19 protein-coding genes are annotated in these 17,736 nt (G+C 68.8%); 13 read left to right on the top strand and 6 right to left on the bottom strand.

All coding sequences use genetic code 11. The annotated features are described in order from the left end of the window. Window positions 1–108: 108 nt before the first annotated feature. Entirely contained in the window at window positions 109–723 is a 615-nt protein-coding gene (locus tag AC07NI_RS00170; protein ID WP_494614785.1) for a glutathione S-transferase family protein, read from the top strand. Here the strand turns inward: AC07NI_RS00170 and AC07NI_RS00165 are convergent. From AC07NI_RS00165 to AC07NI_RS00155, 3 genes are all read right to left on the bottom strand, one after another. Continuing rightward, window positions 720–1,601 carry a hypothetical protein gene (locus AC07NI_RS00165; RefSeq protein WP_494614784.1) on the bottom strand — a complete coding sequence of 294 codons (882 nt, stop codon included), beginning with the start codon at window positions 1,599–1,601 and terminating at the stop codon, window positions 720–722. The genes AC07NI_RS00170 and AC07NI_RS00165 overlap by 4 nt on opposite strands. After that, window positions 1,602–2,363 carry a hypothetical protein gene (locus AC07NI_RS00160; protein ID WP_494614783.1) on the bottom strand — a complete coding sequence of 254 codons (762 nt, stop codon included), beginning with the start codon at window positions 2,361–2,363 and terminating at the stop codon, window positions 1,602–1,604. A gap of 122 nt (window positions 2,364–2,485) precedes the next feature. After that, complete coding sequence (locus AC07NI_RS00155; protein ID WP_494614782.1) at window positions 2,486–3,433, bottom strand: hypothetical protein; 948 nt, start codon at window positions 3,431–3,433, stop codon at window positions 2,486–2,488. Window positions 3,434–3,531: 98 nt separating this feature from the next. On the opposite strand from AC07NI_RS00155, the gene trmFO reads away from it, so the two are divergent. Next, entirely contained in the window at window positions 3,532–4,944 is a 1,413-nt protein-coding gene (gene trmFO, locus AC07NI_RS00150) for a methylenetetrahydrofolate--tRNA-(uracil(54)-C(5))-methyltransferase (FADH(2)-oxidizing) TrmFO (RefSeq protein ID WP_494614781.1), read from the top strand. Here the strand turns inward: trmFO and AC07NI_RS00145 are convergent. Beyond that, entirely contained in the window at window positions 4,865–5,680 is an 816-nt protein-coding gene (locus tag AC07NI_RS00145) for a DUF1365 domain-containing protein (protein ID WP_494614780.1), read from the bottom strand. The two genes, trmFO and AC07NI_RS00145, sit on opposite strands and share 80 nt — an antisense overlap. Then, window positions 5,677–6,996, bottom strand: a complete 1,320-nt coding sequence (locus AC07NI_RS00140) for an NAD(P)/FAD-dependent oxidoreductase (protein WP_494614779.1) — start codon at window positions 6,994–6,996, stop codon at window positions 5,677–5,679. Before AC07NI_RS00140 ends, AC07NI_RS00145 begins: the two co-directional genes overlap by 4 nt. 123 nt (window positions 6,997–7,119) lie before the next feature. Here AC07NI_RS00140 and AC07NI_RS00135 point away from each other — a divergent pair, with 123 nt between their 5' ends. The 11 genes from AC07NI_RS00135 to AC07NI_RS00085 all read left to right on the top strand — a co-directional run bounded on the left by AC07NI_RS00135 (window position 7,120) and on the right by AC07NI_RS00085 (window position 16,955). After that, complete coding sequence (locus AC07NI_RS00135; RefSeq protein ID WP_494614778.1) at window positions 7,120–8,160, top strand: SAM-dependent methyltransferase; 1,041 nt, start codon at window positions 7,120–7,122, stop codon at window positions 8,158–8,160. After that, window positions 8,157–8,561, top strand: coding sequence for a DUF2177 family protein (locus tag AC07NI_RS00130; protein ID WP_494614777.1), 405 nt, complete (start codon window positions 8,157–8,159; stop codon window positions 8,559–8,561). Before AC07NI_RS00135 ends, AC07NI_RS00130 begins: the two co-directional genes overlap by 4 nt. 64 nt (window positions 8,562–8,625) lie before the next feature. Continuing rightward, complete coding sequence (locus AC07NI_RS00125; RefSeq protein ID WP_494614776.1) at window positions 8,626–9,180, top strand: sigma-70 family RNA polymerase sigma factor; 555 nt, start codon at window positions 8,626–8,628, stop codon at window positions 9,178–9,180. Beyond that, window positions 9,177–9,914 (top strand): anti-sigma factor, encoded by a 738-nt coding sequence (locus tag AC07NI_RS00120; protein ID WP_494614775.1) that lies wholly within the window; start codon window positions 9,177–9,179, stop codon window positions 9,912–9,914. Before AC07NI_RS00125 ends, AC07NI_RS00120 begins: the two co-directional genes overlap by 4 nt. A gap of 36 nt (window positions 9,915–9,950) precedes the next feature. Then, a complete protein-coding gene (locus AC07NI_RS00115; RefSeq protein WP_494614774.1) occupies window positions 9,951–11,036 on the top strand; it encodes a mechanosensitive ion channel family protein in 1,086 nt (361 codons plus the stop codon). 162 nt (window positions 11,037–11,198) lie between these two features. Then, a complete protein-coding gene (locus AC07NI_RS00110; RefSeq protein WP_494614773.1) occupies window positions 11,199–12,452 on the top strand; it encodes an allantoate amidohydrolase in 1,254 nt (417 codons plus the stop codon). Continuing rightward, complete coding sequence (locus AC07NI_RS00105; protein ID WP_494614772.1) at window positions 12,449–13,669, top strand: pyridoxal-phosphate-dependent aminotransferase family protein; 1,221 nt, start codon at window positions 12,449–12,451, stop codon at window positions 13,667–13,669. The genes AC07NI_RS00110 and AC07NI_RS00105 overlap by 4 nt, the downstream gene beginning before the upstream one ends. Further along, entirely contained in the window at window positions 13,666–14,577 is a 912-nt protein-coding gene (puuE, locus tag AC07NI_RS00100) for an allantoinase PuuE (protein WP_494614771.1), read from the top strand. Before AC07NI_RS00105 ends, puuE begins: the two co-directional genes overlap by 4 nt. Beyond that, window positions 14,574–15,098 carry a 2-oxo-4-hydroxy-4-carboxy-5-ureidoimidazoline decarboxylase gene (uraD, locus tag AC07NI_RS00095; RefSeq protein ID WP_494614770.1) on the top strand — a complete coding sequence of 175 codons (525 nt, stop codon included), beginning with the start codon at window positions 14,574–14,576 and terminating at the stop codon, window positions 15,096–15,098. Before puuE ends, uraD begins: the two co-directional genes overlap by 4 nt. 1 nt (window position 15,099) lies before the next feature. After that, window positions 15,100–16,287: a urate hydroxylase PuuD gene (locus AC07NI_RS00090; protein ID WP_494614769.1), complete on the top strand. Its 1,188-nt coding sequence runs from the start codon at window positions 15,100–15,102 to the stop codon at window positions 16,285–16,287. Next, window positions 16,284–16,955, top strand: a complete 672-nt coding sequence (locus tag AC07NI_RS00085) for a TetR/AcrR family transcriptional regulator (RefSeq protein ID WP_494614768.1) — start codon at window positions 16,284–16,286, stop codon at window positions 16,953–16,955. The genes AC07NI_RS00090 and AC07NI_RS00085 overlap by 4 nt, the downstream gene beginning before the upstream one ends. Here the strand turns inward: AC07NI_RS00085 and AC07NI_RS00080 are convergent. Next, window positions 16,952–17,671, bottom strand: coding sequence for a YceI family protein (locus AC07NI_RS00080; RefSeq protein WP_494614767.1), 720 nt, complete (start codon window positions 17,669–17,671; stop codon window positions 16,952–16,954). The two genes, AC07NI_RS00085 and AC07NI_RS00080, sit on opposite strands and share 4 nt — an antisense overlap. Between the last annotated feature and the right edge of the window lie 65 nt (window positions 17,672–17,736).

Below are 17,736 nucleotides of genomic sequence, written 5' to 3'. Positions count from 1 at the left end.
CAGGTTCGCGGGTCTTCGACAGGGCCGAACGCGGGATTTTCATGTGGGGTTGCGAAGCGGCGACCGCACCCTCTAACATCTGTTTGAAAACGGGTCTGGGAGGACACCATGAAGCTCTATGGCGAGGCGCTGCCCGCGCCCAATCCGCGTCGCGTGCGGATTTTCCTGGCCGAGAAGGGCGTCGAGGTTCCCGAGATCCAGATCGGCATGCGCCAGGGCGGCCATCGGTCGCCTGAGCACCTGGCGCGCAACAGCCTGGGCCAGGTGCCGGTGCTGGAGCTCGACGACGGGACGACCATCAGCGAGACCGTCGCCATCTGCCGCTATTTCGAGGTGCTGCACCCCTCCCCGCCGCTGTTCGGGGTCTCGGCGCTGGAGCAGGCCCAGGTCGAGATGTGGATCCGGCGGGCCGAGTTCCGGCTGATGGTCCCGGTCGGCATGTTTTGGCGTCACGCCCATCCGCTGACCGCGCGCCTGCTGAAGCAGAACGTGGAGTTCGGGGAGTCCAACCGCGAAGTGGTCGAGAAGGCCCAGCTGTGGCTGGACCGCGAACTGGCCGACGGCCGGCCCTACCTGACCGGCGACGCCTACACCATGGCCGACATCACCGCCCAGACCACGCTGGACTTCGCCGACTTCACGGGGCTGTCGACGCCTGCCGAGGCCAAGCACGTCCTGGCCTGGCGCGAGCGGATGGCGGCGAGGCCCAGCGCGACGGCCTAGTCGTGCAGGCCCGCGTCGATCTCGTCCTGGTTCAGTTGGGCGAAGGCGCGGGCCGGGGCGGCGACCAGGATCACGGTCTGCAAAGTCAGGAAGATCGGGGCCAGCAGCAGGTTGGCCAGCAACATCAGGATCAGGCGCGGATGGCTGCCCGCCGCGCCGCCCAGGGGGTCGACGCCGCCGCCGACGACATTGGCGACGACGCCCGAGACCGTCGTCCCGATGAGCGAGACCACGGCCGCCAGGACGATGGCCAGCACGTACATGCCCAGCAGGCGCAGGAACTGGCCATGCGTCTGGACCCAGGCCTCGCGCAGATCGATGTGGTGATGCGAGAAGGCGTGCGGGCCCAGCAGCGACAGGCGCACGGCGACCCATAGCGACAGGCCGATCACGGCCAGGCCGCCCAGGGTGGCGAACCAGCCGGCCGCCGCGCCCGACAGCAGCGAAGCGCCCAGCACCACCGCCCCGGACGGGATCACCGTCACGCCCAGGGCCGCGGCCCAGGTGATCAGCGAGACGATCAACAGCTGCAGCTCTTCCTTGCCCAGACGCAGATAGGCGAAGCGGTTGTTCCTGGGGTCGATCACCGAACGGATGATCGCCGCCTGCAGCACCGAGGCCAGGAACAGGGCGACGGCGATCAGGATCACCATCACCCCGCCCAGATGGGTGATCAGGTCCAGGATCTCGCGCGGATCGGCCGAGCCGACGCGCCCGGCCAGGGCCGCCCGGCCCTCCTCGCCCAGCACGATCTTCACGAACAGACCGAGGATCGGCAGCATGACCAGCGAGAAGATCGCCCAGGACAGCACGGCCAGCGGCTTGCGCCGCATGGTCTGGAGGCCTTCGAGAGCGGCGTCGACGGGGCGGACGGACATCTAGCGTTCCTGCGTGACCGCGCTCGCGCGGTAGAAATGGGCCAGCGAACCGGCCCAGGCCGGCATGGCGTAGAAATAGGCGCCCAGCGCCACGATCGCCGCGACGACCAGGCTCTGGCCGGGCGCCAGGGTCAGCAGGGCGCTCAGCACGAACATCGGCACGACGATCGCCAGGCCGACGACGAACAGGGTCGGCACGCGGCCCTTGGTCAGCGGGAACGCGCTCAGCACCCGCACGCCCGACTGCTCGACCGTGGCCGGGGCCGACAACGACAGGCGCAGGACCAGCCAGGTCAGGATCGCCAGGCTGGCCAGCGGGGCCACGACCAGGATGAAACCCGCCGGACCGGCGCTGGCGAAGGCGCCCTGCCAGCCGGCGATCGTGCCGGGGTCGAAGTCCGGCGCGGCGGTGCGGGCCACGCCCAGGGAAATGCCGCCGACGATGACCATCAGGATCGCGCCGATCAGGAACAGCAGGGCCAGGATCATCAGCTGGGCGGCCAGCAGCCGCCACTCGTCACGGCCCCAGCGCAAGCCCTTCAGGCCCGTCTCGCGACCGAACGCACGGCGGAACAGCGCGCCTTGGGCGATGACCACGGCCAGCACGCCTCCCAGGAACCGGACGCCCGGCGGCAGCAGGCCGGCGGCGACGCTGACCACCACCGCCACGGCGAGAGCCGCCCAGCAGTCGCGCGCCGCGCTCGCCACGTCGGCCAGGCCAGCGCGCAAGGTTGCGCCGATCGTCGCCGATCCGTCCGTCATCCGATCAAGTCCCTCTGGCCCGGCGAGTCGCCGCGATCCCGCGCAATCTAAGGCCTCGCCACGCGTCTGGCGATGACGTCGCGCGGGTGGGAGCGGATTTCAGGCCAGCCGTAGCGCTGCCGCTACGCCGAGGTTGCCGCCTCGCCGCGCAGACCTTTGTAGGCCACCGCCCACGGCGCGCAGAACACGGTGGTAATGATCGTCGAGAACACGACCATCAGCGTCCCCACGACGGCGATCGCCGGCCCCAGCTTGCGGACGATCTCCGTCGGGGTCTCGCGCAGCAGGTCATGGATCGCGCCCGGCTGGAACAGCCAGCTCATCGAGCCGCCCAGCGCGAACACCCCGCCCAGGGCCAGGGCGCCGAACAGCACCTCGATGCCGATCAGGAAGACCACCAGCAGCAGGGCCACGCCCACCAGCTTGCCGACATGACCGCGCGTGAAGCTCCAGGACTCGAACAGCCGGAACTGCCGGTCGACGAAGGTCATCGGCGCGGCCATCGACAACTTGAGTGCCACCCACAGGAACAGGGCCAGCGCCGCCAGGCCGACCACGATGGCGGTCCCGATCGTGACCGCTGTCGCCTGTTGACCGGCCCCGACCGCGACGATCGCCACCAGGACCACGCCCAGCAGCACGACGACGAAGCAGGCGATGTAGGCCAGGACGTACTCGACCAGGAACAGCAGGGTCAGCCAGCCCTCCTGCGGGCCCAGGCGCAGATAGGCGAAGCGCGATTGCGTCGGCTCCAGCACCACCCGGAACACCGCCGAGCAGAACACCGCCCGCACCGCGGTCGACCATAGCCACATCACGAGCTGGAACAGCATCATGCTCGACTGGAACCGCATGACCTGGGCGAAGAACCGAGGATCCCCGGAATCGCCGCTCTGCGCGCCCATCGCCATCATCCTGGCCAGGTCGGGCGCGATCACCCAGGTCAGCAGGTACATGGGCGCGGCCAGCGCCACGGCCATGGCCAGCCCCCAGGCCAAGACCGCCAAAGGCTTGCGCACGATGATGCCGAAGCCGGCCGTCGCGGCCTCGCCCACGGAAAAGCTCGCCATGTTCCCACCCATGCTCGCCAGGCGCGAAGGGCACGCCTCAGTAACGCGACCCTATCAGCAGGTTTCGCCGAGCGACAGCCGGGGGTATACGCCCGCTCATGACCACGAATTCGACCTATCAGCCCGTCCACATCGTCGGCGGCGGCCTCGCCGGTTCCGAAGCCGCCTGGCAGATCGCCCAGAGCGGCGTGCCCGTCATCCTGCACGAGATGCGCAAGGACGACGCCACCGGCAAAGTCATCACCGACGCTCACCACACCGACGGCCTGGCCGAGATGGTGTGCTCCAACTCGTTCCGCTCGGACGACTGGCAGTTCAACGCCGTGGGCCTGCTGCACGCCGAGATGCGCAAGCTGGACAGCCTGATCATGTCCTGCGCCGACCAGCACCAGGTGCCGGCCGGCGGCGCCCTGGCCGTCGATCGCGACGGCTTCTCGGCCGAGGTCACCAAGCGCCTGTCCGAGCACCCGCTGGTCACCATCGTCCGCGAGGAGATCGCCGGCCTGCCGCCGGAAGACTGGGACAATGTCATCGTCGCCACCGGCCCACTGACCTCGCCGGCCCTGGCCGAGGCGATCCTGGCTCTGTCGGGCGAAGGCCAGCTGAGCTTCTTCGACGCCATCGCGCCGATCATCCACTACGAGTCCATCAACATGGACGTCGCCTGGCGCCAGTCGCGCTACGACAAGGAAGGTCCCGGCGGCGACGCGACCGCCTACATCAACCTGCCCATGAACAAGGAGCAGTACGAGGCCTTCATCGACGCCCTGATCGACGGCCCCAAGACCGAGTTCAAGGAGTGGGAGAACGTCCCCTATTTCGACGGCTGCCTGCCGATCGAGGTGATGGCCGAGCGCGGTCGCGAGACCCTGCGTCACGGCCCGATGAAGCCGGTCGGCCTGACCAACCCGCGTGACCCGACGGTGAAGTCCTACGCCATCGTCCAGCTGCGCCAGGACAACGCCCTAGCCACGCTGTGGAACATGGTCGGCTTCCAGACCAAGCTGAAGCACGGCGTCCAGGCCGAGACCTTCCGGATGATCCCGGGGCTTGAGAACGCCCAGTTCGCCCGCCTGGGCGGCCTGCACCGCAACACCTTCATCAATTCGCCCAAGCTGCTGGACAAGTCGCTGCGCATGAAGGTCATGCCGCGCCTGCGCTTCGCGGGCCAGGTGACGGGCGTCGAGGGCTATGTCGAGAGCGCCGCCATGGGCCTGCTGACCGGCCGCTTCGCCGCCGCCGACCGCAAGGGCGCGCCGATCGACGCCCCGCCGCCGACCACCGCCCTAGGCGCTCTGGTCGAGCACATCACCGGCGGCCACCTGGAGGCCGGCAACGGTCCCGGCAGCTTCCAGCCGATGAACATCAACTATGGCCTGCTGCCGCCGCTCGAAGCCCCCAAGGTCGACGAGGACGGCAAGAAGATCCCGCTCAAGGAGCGTGGCCGGGCCAAGAAACGGTTGATGAGCCTGCGTGCGCTGAAGGATCTGGAGGCGTGGGCCGGCCTCTAGTCGCCGGATCCTGCGGGAAGTAGCGGAAGCCTTTCAGAACCAGCTTCAGCGCTTCCCAATGGATCGCCGCCAGGATGCCGGCGACCTGCCAGGGGTGGTTCACCAGCGCCTGCCAGATCGCGCGGTCAGTCAGATCGCGCCGCTCGCCCGAGAAGGTGGCGGCCAGCACCAGGCCGTCCTCGTCCAGCACGTCGACGCCGACATGGACGGCCTCGGCCGGCGGCGCGATCTCGAAGGCGTAGCGCAGGTCCATCGGCAGGAACGGCGAGACGTAGAACGCCTTGGCCGCGCCCTGCTCGACCCAGCCGCCGACGATCCGCCGGGCCGGCAGGACGTAGTCGTGGCGCTGGCCGAAGGTGTTGCGCACGGCATGGACCGTAGCCACCAGCTTGCCGTCGGTGTCGTGGCAGAAGAACACACTGAGCGGATTGAAGCCCTTGCCCAGGATGCGCGGCATGGCCAGCACGCTGACCCGCGTGGCGTCCAGGCCCTGCGCCCGCAGCTTGGCCAGCACGGCGCCCTTCAGCGACGCCTCGGGGTCTTCCAGATGGTCGCGATCGTGGAAGCCGATCAGGTTCCAGCGTCCGCGCGAGAACCGCTTCAGCGTCCGGTCCAGCCCGTCGATCTCGTCGAGGTCCAGCAGCAGCATGAACACCCGATAGCGCAGTCGATGGCGCTTGGGCCGCATCCGCTCGTGGACGACATGACCGCTGTAGAGCGCCGAGCGTAGGGTCACGCGACCAGCTCCCGCTCCGCCTCGACGGCCGGGGCCTCGAGGAAGATGCGGCTCGACGGCTCGGAGGTCACCCAAGGCCGATGGACGCCGCCCAGTTGCTCGGCGACGGCCAAGCCGGCCTGCAGACCGTCCTCATGGAAGCCCGAACCGAAATAGGCCCCGCAGAACCAGGTCCGGCGGCGACCTTGCAGCGACCACAGCTTGCGTTGCGCCAGCATGGCCGGACCGTCGAACAGTGGGTGCTCGTAGACCTGGTCATGCAACAGCCCGCCCGGTGTCTGGTCCGGGTTCAGCGACAGGAACACCGGCGCTTCGCCGATCGGCTGCAGGCGGTTCATCCAGTAGGTCACCCCGCCGTCCTCGCCGCGCCGGCCGACATGGTTCCAACTGGCCCAGGCGGCCCGGCGAACCGGCATCTGGCCCTGGTCGGTATGCAGCACCGCCCGGTTGCGGCTGTAGCGGAAGGCGCCGAGCAGCTCGCGCTCCTCCGCCGTCGGCGCGGCCAGCATCCGCAGCGCCTGGTCGGCGTGGGACGCGATGACGACTTGGTCGTAGGTCCGCGTCTGACCGGCCGCGTCCTCGATCGTGACGCCGTCCGCCTGGCGATGGATCGCCTTCACCGGCCGGCCGACGAGGATGTCTCCTGAAATCCCCGCCGCCAGCTTCTCGACATAACGGGCGCTGCCGCCCGCTACGGTGCGCCAGATCGGCCGCTTGTCGACCGGCAGCATCAGGCCGTGATTGTCGAAGAAGCGCAGCAGCGCCGCGGCCGGAAACTCGCGGATGTCGCTCATCGAGGTCGACCAGATCGCGGCGGCCTGCGGCAGCAGGTGGTCCTCCTGGAACGCCTGCCCGAAGCCTTGCTGGCGCAGGTAGTCGTCCAGCCGGCACAGGCCACCGGCCTCCAGCTCGGGCGGGATGCGGCGGCCCTCGCGATAGAACCGCATGACGTCCAGCAACATCTTGAGGAAGCGCGGGTTCAGGGCGTTGCGCTTCTGGGCCAGGATGTTGGTGCTGGAATATTCCAGCGCCCCGCCGTCCAGCGACACGCCAAACGACATGTCGGTCGCCGCCGTCTCGACGCCCAGGTGATCGAACAGCGCCGTCAGGTTCGGATAGTTCGGCTCGTTGTAGACGATGAAGCCGGTGTCGATCGCCGTGCCGTCCACCTTCACGGTGTGGGCGTGACCACCCAGGCGGTCGTCGGCCTCGTACAGCGTCACGTCGTGGCCGCGCGACAGCAGCCAGGCGGCGGAAAGTCCCGAGATCCCGGCGCCGACCACGGCGACGGACAGGCGAGGCGCGACGTTGGCCAAGGCGATCTCCCAACAGCGTCCGAGCGACGCTTCGGGAGGAGCTACGGATCGTCGCGACAAACGGACGCATCCGCTCGCGCAGGACGCGCGTAGCTATCCCCACAATAGGGAAGAGGACGGTCCATGAGCTTGATGAAGGCGGCGATCCACGCGTTCGAGGACGCGCCGATGCCCGATCTGGTGTCGCGCACCGCGATCGACATGCTGGTCGGCGACGTCCGCCGCCGGCTGTCCTACGCCCCGGCCGACGCCACCGCGCTGTTCGCCCGCGACATGGACCACCATCCGATCGCCACCCACACCGAGGACGCCAACGCCCAGCACTACGAGCTGCCCGCCGCTTTCTTCGAGACGGTGCTAGGTCCCAACCTGAAATATTCCAGCGGCCTCTACCCGCCCGGCGCGACCAAGCTGGAACACGCCGAGGCCGAGGCCCTGCGCGAGACCGCCCTTCACGCCGACCTGCGCGACGGCCAGGACGTGCTGGAGCTGGGCTGCGGCTGGGGCTCGCTGTCGCTGTGGATGGCCCAGCGCTATCCCAATTCGCGGATCGTCAGCGTCTCCAACTCGGCTTCACAGCGCGCCTTCATCGAAGGCCGCGCCGCCGCGCGGGGTCTGACCAACCTGACCGTCGTCACCGCCGACATGAACGACTTCAGCACGGATAGCCGCTTCGACCGCGTGGTCTCGGTCGAGATGTTCGAGCACATGTCCAACTGGCGCGCCCTGCTGGCCCGGGTGCGGGGCTGGCTCAAGCCCGACGGCCTGCTGTTCCTGCACGTCTTCACCCACCGCACCACGCCCTACCGGTTCGAGACCGGCGACCCAGCCGACTGGATCGCCCAGTACTTCTTCGCCGGTGGGGTGATGCCCAGCCACGACCTGGCGCGGCAGTTCCCCGACCTCTTCACCGTCGAGGCCGACTGGCGCTGGAGCGGCGAGCACTATGCCCGCACCGCCCGCCAGTGGCTGGCCAATATGGACGCCAACCGCGCCAAGCTCGATCCGGTGCTGACGCAGGTCTACGGCAAGGACGCGGCCGTCTGGCGGCGGCGCTGGCGCCTGTTCTTCCTGGCCACCGCCGGCCTGTTCGGCCATCGCGGCGGCGAGGAATGGGGCGTCAGCCACTACCGCCTGCGTCCCGTCGCGGAGGTCGCCGCATGATCCGCCTCGCCGCCGGCTACGCCGCCACCGCCCTGACTATGCTGGCCATGGACGGGGTCTGGCTGACCCTGGCTACGCCACACCTCTACAAGCCGCGCATCGGCGAACTGTTGGCCGCCAAGCCGTCGCTGGCGCCGGCCGTCGTCTTCTACCTGCTGTATGTCGCCGCCATCGTCATCCTGGCCATCCAGCCGGCGCTGCGCGAAGGCGGCTGGCGGCGGCTGCTGACCCACGCGGTCGTCTTCGGCCTCGTCGCCTACGCCACCTACGACCTGACCAACCAGGCGACCTTGAAGACCTGGTCGACCACCATCACCCTCGTCGACATGGCCTGGGGAACCCTGGTCACCACCGCCGCGGCCTCCGCCGGCTATGCGGTCATGCGCGCGATGGGGAGATAGTCTCGTTGCAAGACCGGATTGACCGTGCGAGCGTCTCGCCCGTGGGATCTCGTAAGGACGCTTGATGGACGCCGACACCAGCCGCGCCTTGCTGTCGCGCGCCATCGCGCGCGTGGCCAACCGCGATCCCGACGCCCTGAAATACGTCTATCGCCACACGTCCGCGAAACTGTTCGGCGTCTGCCTCCGTATCTTGAACGACCGCGAGGAGGCGGAAGACGTGCTTCAGGATGTGTACCTCACCGTCTGGAACAAGGCCGACCGCTTCGATCCGGAGCGCGCCAGCCCGATCACCTGGCTGGTCAGCCTGGCCCGCAACCGCTCGATCGACCGCATCCGCGCCCGTGGCGGCCGCGTGATGACCGTGGTCGACGAGGCCGAGGCCCTGCCCGACGGCGCGCCCCTGGCCTCGACCCTGGTCGAGGACGAGGATGACCGCCGCCGCCTGGAAGGCTGCCTCGACCAACTGGACCCGAAACACGCGGGCGCTGTGCGCACCGCCTTCTTCGAAGGCGTCACCTATGAAGCCCTCGCCAACATGCTGAGCGTGCCGCTGGGCACGATGAAGAGCTGGATCCGGCGCAGCCTGATCAGCCTGCGCGCGTGCCTCGAAGCATGACCGACGCCCTGCCCCCGCATGATGGTGAAGACCGTCCCTTCGCCGGCGAATACGCCCTGGGCGTCCTCGACGCCGACGAGCGCGCCGAAGCCCAGCGCCGGATCGCCGCCGAACCGGCCTTCGCGCGCGCCGTCGAATGGTGGGAAGGCCGGCTAGCCCATCTCGCCGAACGCATCGCGCCGGTCGAGCCGCCGGCCACGGTCTGGCCGCGCATCGCCAACCTCGTCGGCGCCGCCGCGACGCAGAAGCCCTCGGCCTGGAACAATGTCCGCCTGTGGCAAGGCGCTTCGGCTGGCGCCCTGGCGCTCGCCGCCGCCAGCGTCGTCGCCCTGGTCATCACCCCGCGCCCGGCCCCGCCGCCGGCCGTCGCGCCGGCCAAGCCGCCGCCGGCCCCGGCCGAGGTGGCGCTGATCGCCGACCCGACGACCAAGCGGCCCGCCCTGGTCGCCACCCTCGACCACGCCGCCGGCAAGCTGATCCTGACGCCCGTCTCGATGAAGATGCCGGCCGGCCGCGAAGCCGAACTCTGGATCATCCCCGAGGGCCAGAAGGCCATCTCGCTGGGCGTCGTGCCCAGCAATGCGCCCAAGGCCATCGCCCTGCCCGCCGGCCTGACCGGCGCGGGGACCTACACCGCCCTGCTGGCCATCACCGACGAACCGCCGGGCGGCTCGCCGACCGGCGTCGCCACCGGCTCGGTGCGGGCGGCGGGCAAGTTCCAGCAGACGGAATAGCCGGAGCCTTCCCGGCGGCGAGACGTTCGGGCGGGCATGACCCGCGTCCAGACCTGGTTCACCGACACCGCCCTGTTGCTCGGCTGGGCGCCGCCATGGCTGGTCAGCATCCTGCTGATCGCCTTCGCCGTCATCGTCGCCGTGGCGATCCACGCCGTCGTCGTCCAGGTCGTGCGGCGCACCATCTCCCGCCACAGCGAATTCTGGCAGCCGCTGATCGCCCGCACCCGACGGCCCACGCGCCTGGCCTTCATCGTCGCGGCCCTGGGCCCCGCCGTGTCGGCCGCGCCCTTGACCGTCGGCCAGGCGGCGACCGCCAAGCACGGATTGCTGGTGCTGTTCATCCTGCTACTGGGCTGGATGGCCATGACGGCCCTCGACATCGGCGCGGCGCTCTACCTGCGCGGCTTCAAGGTCGACGTGGAAGACAACCTGCTCGCCCGCAAGCATGTCACCCAGGTGCGGATCCTGCGGCGGGCCATGGCCATACTGGTCGGCATCTTCACCCTGGCCCTGGCGCTGATGACCATCCCGGGCGTGCGCCAATGGGGCGTCAGCCTGCTGGCCGCCGGCGGCGCCGCCTCGCTGATCGTCGGCCTGGCGCTGCAGCCCCTGCTGACCAACCTGATCGCCGGCATCCAGATCGCCATCACCCAGCCGATCCGCATCGACGACGCCGTGATCGTCGAGAAGGAGTGGGGGAACATCGAGGAGATCAACGCCACCTATGTCGTCGTGCGCCTGTGGGACTGGCGGCGGATGGTGCTGCCGCTCAGCTACTTCATCCAGACGCCGTTCCAGAACTGGACCCGCGAAAGCGCCGCCCTGATCGGCACGGCCATGCTCTATGTCGACCCCGCCGCCCCCGTCGACCGGCTTCGCTCGAAGCTGGAGGAGATCGCCAAGGCCTCCCCTCTGTGGGACGGCAAGGTGGTCAACCTGGCCGTCACCGACCTGACCGCCGAGGTCATGGAAGTCCGCTGCCTGGTCAGCGCCCGCAACGCGCCTAAGACCTTCGACCTGCGTTGCGAGGTGCGCGAAAAGATGATGGCCTTCCTGCGCGAGGAATTGCCCGAGGCCTTCCCCAAGCGCCGCCTGGCCCTGGCGGCGGGCGAGGCCTGAGCGCCTCCGCCCTTCCGTAAGTAAGCGAATTATGACTTAACGAGAGGCGCCGCCGTCTCGACATGGCGCGTGCACGGGCGCCAGGTGGGATCCTTCCCCTTCGGCGCTTGTCGCGGATGAACGGCGGGCGCAGCCTGCTAGGGTGCGGGGATGGAAGCGGACGTGACCGTGGGTTTCGACATCGGCGCTAGAGCGAAAGCGCGCTGCGACCTGCTGGGCGCCCCGCCTTACAGCGAGGTCGAGGGCCAGCTGACGCGGCGGTTCCTCACCGCCGCGCATGAGGCCGCCCTGGTCGCGCTCTCCGGCTGGATGCTGGAAGCCGGCATGAGCGTGCGCCGTGACGCCGCCGCCAACCTGATCGGACGCTATGAGGGCGAGACGGCTGGCGCCAAGGCGCTGATCATCGGCTCGCACATCGACAGCGTCCGCAACGGCGGGCGCTATGACGGGCCACTGGGGATCATGCTGGGCATCGACGTGGTCGAGGCGCTGAACCGCGCCGGCCGGCGGTTGCCGTTCGCGGTCGAGGTGATCGCGTTCGGCGACGAGGAAGGTTCGCGCTTTCCGGCCTCGATGAGCTGCAGTCGGGCCATTGCCGGGACGCTGGATGCGTCGGCGCTGGACATGAAGGACGCCGAAGGCGTGTCGGTCGCGCAGGCGCTGAAGGCGTTCGGCGGCGATCCCAAGACCATCGCGTCGGCGGCGCGCAGGCCGGAAGACGTGCTGGCCTTCCTGGAGGCGCATATCGAGCAGGGTCCGGTGCTGGAGGCCGAGGGCCTGGCGCTGGGCGTCGTCACCGCCATCGCCGCGCAGAAGCGGTTGATGGTGCGGATCGAAGGGACCGCGGGCCACGCCGGCACCACCCCGATGAACCTGCGCAAGGACCCCGGTCCCGCCGCCGCCGAGTCCATACTGGCCCTGGAGCGGATCTGCCGCGCCGGGACCGATGGCCTGGTCGGCACGGTCGGCCGGATGACCGCCCTGCCCGGCGCGTTCAACGTCATCCCCGGCGCGATCGAATTCTCGATGGACATCCGCGCCGAGACCTCCGCGACGCGCGACGAGGCGGTGATGACGATCGGCGCCGAGATCCACGCCATCGCCGCCAAGCGCGGGCTTTCGGCGAGCGTCACCCTGATGCAGGCCCTAGCCGAGAGCCCCTGCGATCCGTCGCTGATGGACCTGCTCGAACAGGCGCTGCGGGAGCTTTCCCTGCCCCTGCGCCGACTGCCCTCGGGCGCGGGTCACGACGCCATGGTGATGGCCGACCTGTGCCCCGTCGCCATGCTGTTCATCCGCTGCGAGGGCGGGATCAGCCACAACCCGGCCGAAGCCGTCACCGAGGCCGACTGCGCCCTGGCGGCCCAGGCCATGCTCCATTTCATCGACAAGCTAGAACGACGCGAACGCGCATGACCGACACCTTCAAAGAACTCGACCACCCCGCTCGCCTGCTGATGGGCCCCGGCCCGATCAACGTCCATCCCCGCGTGCTGCGGGCGATGTCGGTGCAGCTTCTGGGGCAGTTCGATCCCGAGTTCACCGGCTACATGAACGAGGTCATGGCGCTCTATCGCGGGGTGTTCGAGACCCAGAACCAGTGGACGTTCCTGATTGACGGCACCTCCCGCGCCGGCATCGAGGCGGCGCTGGTCTCGACGCTGTCGCCTGGCGACGACGTGGTGGTGATCAACGCCGGGCGCTTCGGCCTGCTGCTGGCCGAGATCGCCGAGCGTTGCGATGCGCGCGTGACCTTCGTCGAGGGCGAATGGGGCAAGGTCGTCGATCCGCAAGCGGTCGAGGACGCCGTCGCCCGCGTTAAGCCGCGCCTGGTGGCCTGCGTCCACGGCGACACCTCGACCACCATCGCCCAGCCCATCGAGGCGATCGGCGAGATCTGCCGCCGCCACGACGCGCTGCTCTATGTCGACGCCACCGCGACGCTGGGCGGCATGAGCGTGCCGGCCGACGCCTGGCAGGCCGACATCGTCACGGCGGGCCTGCAGAAGTGCATGGGCGGCCCCTCGGGCTCGGCCCCGATCACCATCAGCGACCGCGCCGCCGACCACATCTTCGGCCGCCGTCACGTGGAGAAGGGTCTGGCGGGGCCCGGCGCGACGGGCAATGGCCGCCGCATCGCCTCCAACTACTTCGACCTGGCGATGATCATGGACTACTGGTCCGACAAGCGCCTGAACCACCACACCGAGGCGGCGAGCATGCTGTTCGCCGCCCGCGAGTGCGCGCGGATCGTGCTGGAGGAAGGCCTCGAGACCCGCTTCGCCCGCCACAGCCAAGCCGGCGCGGCGATGGTCGCCGGGATCGAGGCGCTGGGGCTCGAGGTCTATGGCGACCAGGCCCACAAGATGACCAACGTCACCGGCGTGATCGCCCCAAGCGGCGTCGACTACGACCGCGTCAAAGCCCGTATGCGCACCGAGTTCGAGATCGAGATCGGCGCGGCTTTCGGCCCCTTGGCCGGCAAGATCTGGCGTATTGGGACGATGGGCGTGAACGCCCGCAAGCATGCGGTTCTCCAGACGCTGGCGGCGCTGGAAGCGGTGCTGCGCTGGGAGGGCTTCAACGCCCCAGCCGGCGCCGGTGTCGACGCGGCGGCGAAGGTCTTCGCATGAGCTATCCGAGGGACCTGATCGGCTACGGCGAGTATCCGCCCCAAGCGCAATGGCCCAACGGCGCCCGTGTGGCCGTGCAGTTCGTGCTGAACTACGAGGAAGGCGCCGAACGGTCGATCCTGCACGGCGACCCCCTCTCCGAGTTCTTCCTGTCGGAAATGGTCGGCGCCCAGCCCATCCAGGGCATGCGCAACATGTCGATGGAGAGCCTCTACGAATACGGCTCGCGCGCCGGCTTCTGGCGCATCCGGCGGCTGTTCGAAGAGTACCAACTGCCACTGACGGTGTTTGGCGTCGCCCAGGCCATGGAGCGCCATCCCGACGCCGTCGAGGCGATGATGAAATCGGGCTGGGAGATCGCCAGCCACGGCTATCGCTGGATCGACTACCAGCACTTCACACAAGAGCAGGAGCTGGAGCATATCCAGCAGGCCATCGAGATCCAGAAACGCCTGACCGGTGAGCGCCCCCTGGGCTGGTACCAGGGCCGCACCAGCCCCAACACCGCCCGGCTGGTCGCGCAGGAAGGCGGCTTCGTCTACGACGCCGACAGCTATGCCGACGATCTTCCGTACTGGGACGATCAGCACGGCCGCGCCCAGCTGATCGTGCCCTACACGCTGGAAGCCAACGACATGCGCTTCACCGCGGCGCAGGGCTTCAACACCGGCGAGCAGTTCTTCACCTACCTCCGCGACGCCTTCGACGCCCTGTACCTGGAAGGCGAGACCGCGCCGAAGATGATGAGCGTCGGCCTGCACTGCCGCGTGGTCGGCAAGCCCGGACGCATCGGCGCGCTCCGCAGGTTCCTCGAACACGTCACCAAGCACGATCGTGTCTGGGTGGCCAAACGCATCGACATCGCCCGCCACTGGATCGCCACCCACCCCTACGAGGCCAAAGCATGAGCGGCGCACCGCCCCTGACCCTGGCTCGGCTGAACAGCATGAACCAGACCGGTTTCACCACCGCGCTTGGCTTCGCGTTCGAGCTCTCCCCCTGGGTCGTCCATCGCGCCTTCGACGAGCGACCGTTCGCCAGCGTCGAAGCCCTGCACGGCGCGATGATGGCCGTGCTCGACGCCGCGACCACCGCCGACAAGCTGGCCCTGATCCGCGCCCACCCGGAACTGGCAGGCAAGGCCGCGATCGCCAAGCAGCTGACCGCCGAGAGCAACGCCGAGCAGGCCAGCGCCGGGCTCGACAAGCTGACGGCCGAAGAGTTCGCGCGCTTCCATGAGCTGAACACGGCCTACGGCCAGCGCTTCGGTTTCCCGTTCATCATCGCCGTGCGGCTGAACGACAAGGCCTCGATCCTGGCGGCCATGCAGACGCGCCTGACCAATGATGAAGCGGCCGAGATCGCCGAGGCGATCACCCAGATCGGCCTGATCTCCAAGCTCCGACTGCTCGACGCGGTGACGCAATAAGATGGACTACGACCTTCCCGGCTGGCTGAACCTTGGCCTTCGCTGGCTGCACGTGATCGCCGGCGTCGCCTGGATCGGGGCGTCGTTCTACTTCGTCTGGCTGGACAACAACCTGCGCGCCCCCGTGCCTGAAAAGGACGGCGTGAAGGGCGAGCTGTGGGCCGTGCACGGCGGCGGCTTCTACCATTCGCAGAAGTACATGGTCGCCCCGGCGCACATGCCCGACCACCTGCACTGGTTCAAATGGGAGGCCTACACCACCTGGCTGTCGGGCTTCGCGCTGCTGATCGTGCTCTATTACTGGCAGGCGCCGGTCTATCTGATCGACACCGCCAAGCACGCCTTCAGCCAGCCGGCCGCCATCGGCACGGGCCTGGCCTTCATCTTCGGCGGTCTGGCGGTCTACGAGGCGCTCTGTCGTTCGCCGCTGGGCCAGCGCGGCCTGTGGTTCGGGATCGTCTGGTTCGGCGCGCTGACCGGCGCGGCCTATGCGCTGTCGAAGCTGTTCAGCGACCGGGGCGCCTTCATCCATGTCGGCGCGATCATCGGCACGGCCATGGTCGCCAACGTCTTCCTGGTGATCATCCCCAACCAGCGCCGGATCGTGGCCGACATGCTGGCGGGCCGCCCGGTCGATCCGCGCCTGGGGGCGATGGGCAAGCAGCGGTCGGTGCACAACACCTACATGACCCTGCCGGTCATCTTCATCATGATCAGCAACCACTATCCGATGGTCACCGGCCATCCGCTGAGCTGGCTGCTGCTGGCGATGATCAGCGCCGGCGGGATCTCGATCCGACAGTTCTTCCTGCTCAAGCACCACGGCAAGATCCGCCACGACTTCCTGTTCTACGGCGCGATGCTGGTGTTCGCCGCGACGGTGGTGGCCAGCATGAAGCCGAAGACCGAGGTGCGAATCGATGGTCCCGTTTCCTTCGCCACCGCCCAGGCGATCGTTCAGAAACACTGCGTCACGTGCCACAGCGCGACGCCAACTCACGCCGGCTTTTCCGCCCCGCCTTTGGGCGCGACCTTTGACAACCCTGAGCATATCCGTACCTACGCCCCGAAAATCCGCGAGCGCGCGGTGCTCTCGACGAGCATGCCCCTTGGCAACGAGACCGGCATGACCGTAGAGGAGCGGGCCCAGCTGGGCGCCTGGATCAATCAGGGAGCCAATATCCCGTGACCGACGCCGTCCTGGACGCGACCACGAAGATCGACACCGAGAGCGCGCCCCGAAAGCGCAATGCCGAGCGGACCCGCAAGGCGATCCTCGCCGCGGCCTTGAAGGAATTCGCCCAGGCGGGCTTCGCCGGCGCGCGCATCGAGCGGATCGTCAAGGCCGCCAAGTGCAACATCCGGATGCTGTATCACTACTTCGGGGACAAGAAGGGCCTGTACATGGCCGTCCTCGAAAGCGCCTACATGGACCTGCGGGCGCGTGAGGCCGAGCTGAAGATCGACTACGAGAAGCCGCTGGAAGGCTTCCTCGAACTGCAGCGCTTCACCTTCGACTATTTCGAGAAGAACCCCCGTTTCGAGGGCCTGCTGCGCAACGAGAACCTGCAGCACGGCAAGTTCGCCGCCCAGTCGCGCGTGGTGACCGAGACGGCCTTCCCGCTGCGCAACACCATGGAAAAGCTGATCGAGAGCGGCCAGCGCCAGGGCGTGTTCGGGCCCAACCTCGACCCGGTGCAGATCTACGTGACCATCGCGGCCATGAGCCGCTTCCACCTGGCCAACGGCTATTCGCTGTCAGCCACGCTCGACACCGACATGAGCGCGCCCGAGTGGCGCAAGGCGCGGCTGGACCACGCGCTTGCGCTGCTCGAGAGCTATCTCACGCGCCGCTAGGGCTTCGGCGGCGTCGCGGCGGCCGGAGCGGTCGCCAGCGGCGGGCCGCTGAACTCGGCCTCGATCGCCACCTGGACCTCGTCGCTGACGCCCATGGTCGTGCCCGGCGCCGGGACGCCATAGGCGATGCCGAAGTCCGAGCGCTTGAACGTCCCCTTGGCCGAGAAGCCGACACGGGCGTGCGGGTCCATCGGATGGCCCGCATAGCCGCCGTTGTAGGTCACATCCAGCACGACCGGCTTGGTGACGCCATGCAGGGTCAGGTCGCCGGTGACCTTGCCGGTGTCGGGACCGGTGGTCTCGACCTTGGTGGATTTGAAGGTGATGGCCGGATAGGTCGCCGTGTTCAGCCACTGCGGCCCGGTCAGCTCGGCCAGGAAGCCCTCGGGCGGGGCCGGCAGGGTCAGCGACATCGGGTTGATGGTCGCCTCCAGCGTGCTGGCGCCGGCGTTGTTCTGGTCGAATTTCAGCTTGGCGTCGAAGTCGGCGAAGGCCGCCGTGTAGTTCGAGAAGCCCAGGTGGCTGACGCGGAGCACCAGCGTCGCGTGGTGCTTGTCCAGCGTGTAGTCGCCGGCCGGGATGTCGGCCTTCGGCGGCTTCAGCGTGGCATTGGCCGGCGGCGCGGCGACGACGGGCGCGTCGGCCTTCTTGTCGGCGGGCTGCGGCGAACAGGCGGCCAGCGCCAACAGCGCCACGACGGGCAGGATCGATCTCATGCGCTTCCCTCTCCTCTGCCCCGGTCTCACCGCCGGGCGTCAAGCCGGAGCAAGAGGCCCCTACG

The organism is Caulobacter sp. GW821-FHT10E02, from assembly GCF_059415225.1.
This window is presented reverse-complemented; position numbering and strand designations above follow the sequence as displayed.

Bases quoted from the DNA above. Each gene is read 5' to 3' on its own strand.
- AC07NI_RS00170 (WP_494614785.1), top strand. From the start codon at position 109: ATGAAGCTCTATGGCGAGGCGCTGCCCGCGCCCAATCCGCGTCGCGTG.
- AC07NI_RS00165 (WP_494614784.1), bottom strand. From the start codon at position 1,601: ATGTCCGTCCGCCCCGTCGACGCCGCTCTCGAAGGCCTCCAGACCATG.
- AC07NI_RS00160 (WP_494614783.1), bottom strand. From the start codon at position 2,363: ATGACGGACGGATCGGCGACGATCGGCGCAACCTTGCGCGCTGGCCTG.
- AC07NI_RS00155 (WP_494614782.1), bottom strand. From the start codon at position 3,433: ATGGCGAGCTTTTCCGTGGGCGAGGCCGCGACGGCCGGCTTCGGCATC.
- trmFO (WP_494614781.1), top strand. From the start codon at position 3,532: ATGACCACGAATTCGACCTATCAGCCCGTCCACATCGTCGGCGGCGGC.
- AC07NI_RS00135 (WP_494614778.1), top strand. From the start codon at position 7,120: ATGAGCTTGATGAAGGCGGCGATCCACGCGTTCGAGGACGCGCCGATG.
- AC07NI_RS00130 (WP_494614777.1), top strand. From the start codon at position 8,157: ATGATCCGCCTCGCCGCCGGCTACGCCGCCACCGCCCTGACTATGCTG.
- AC07NI_RS00125 (WP_494614776.1), top strand. From the start codon at position 8,626: ATGGACGCCGACACCAGCCGCGCCTTGCTGTCGCGCGCCATCGCGCGC.
- AC07NI_RS00120 (WP_494614775.1), top strand. From the start codon at position 9,177: ATGACCGACGCCCTGCCCCCGCATGATGGTGAAGACCGTCCCTTCGCC.
- AC07NI_RS00115 (WP_494614774.1), top strand. From the start codon at position 9,951: ATGACCCGCGTCCAGACCTGGTTCACCGACACCGCCCTGTTGCTCGGC.
- AC07NI_RS00105 (WP_494614772.1), top strand. From the start codon at position 12,449: ATGACCGACACCTTCAAAGAACTCGACCACCCCGCTCGCCTGCTGATG.
- puuE (WP_494614771.1), top strand. From the start codon at position 13,666: ATGAGCTATCCGAGGGACCTGATCGGCTACGGCGAGTATCCGCCCCAA.
- uraD (WP_494614770.1), top strand. From the start codon at position 14,574: ATGAGCGGCGCACCGCCCCTGACCCTGGCTCGGCTGAACAGCATGAAC.
- AC07NI_RS00090 (WP_494614769.1), top strand. From the start codon at position 15,100: ATGGACTACGACCTTCCCGGCTGGCTGAACCTTGGCCTTCGCTGGCTG.
- AC07NI_RS00080 (WP_494614767.1), bottom strand. From the start codon at position 17,671: ATGAGATCGATCCTGCCCGTCGTGGCGCTGTTGGCGCTGGCCGCCTGT.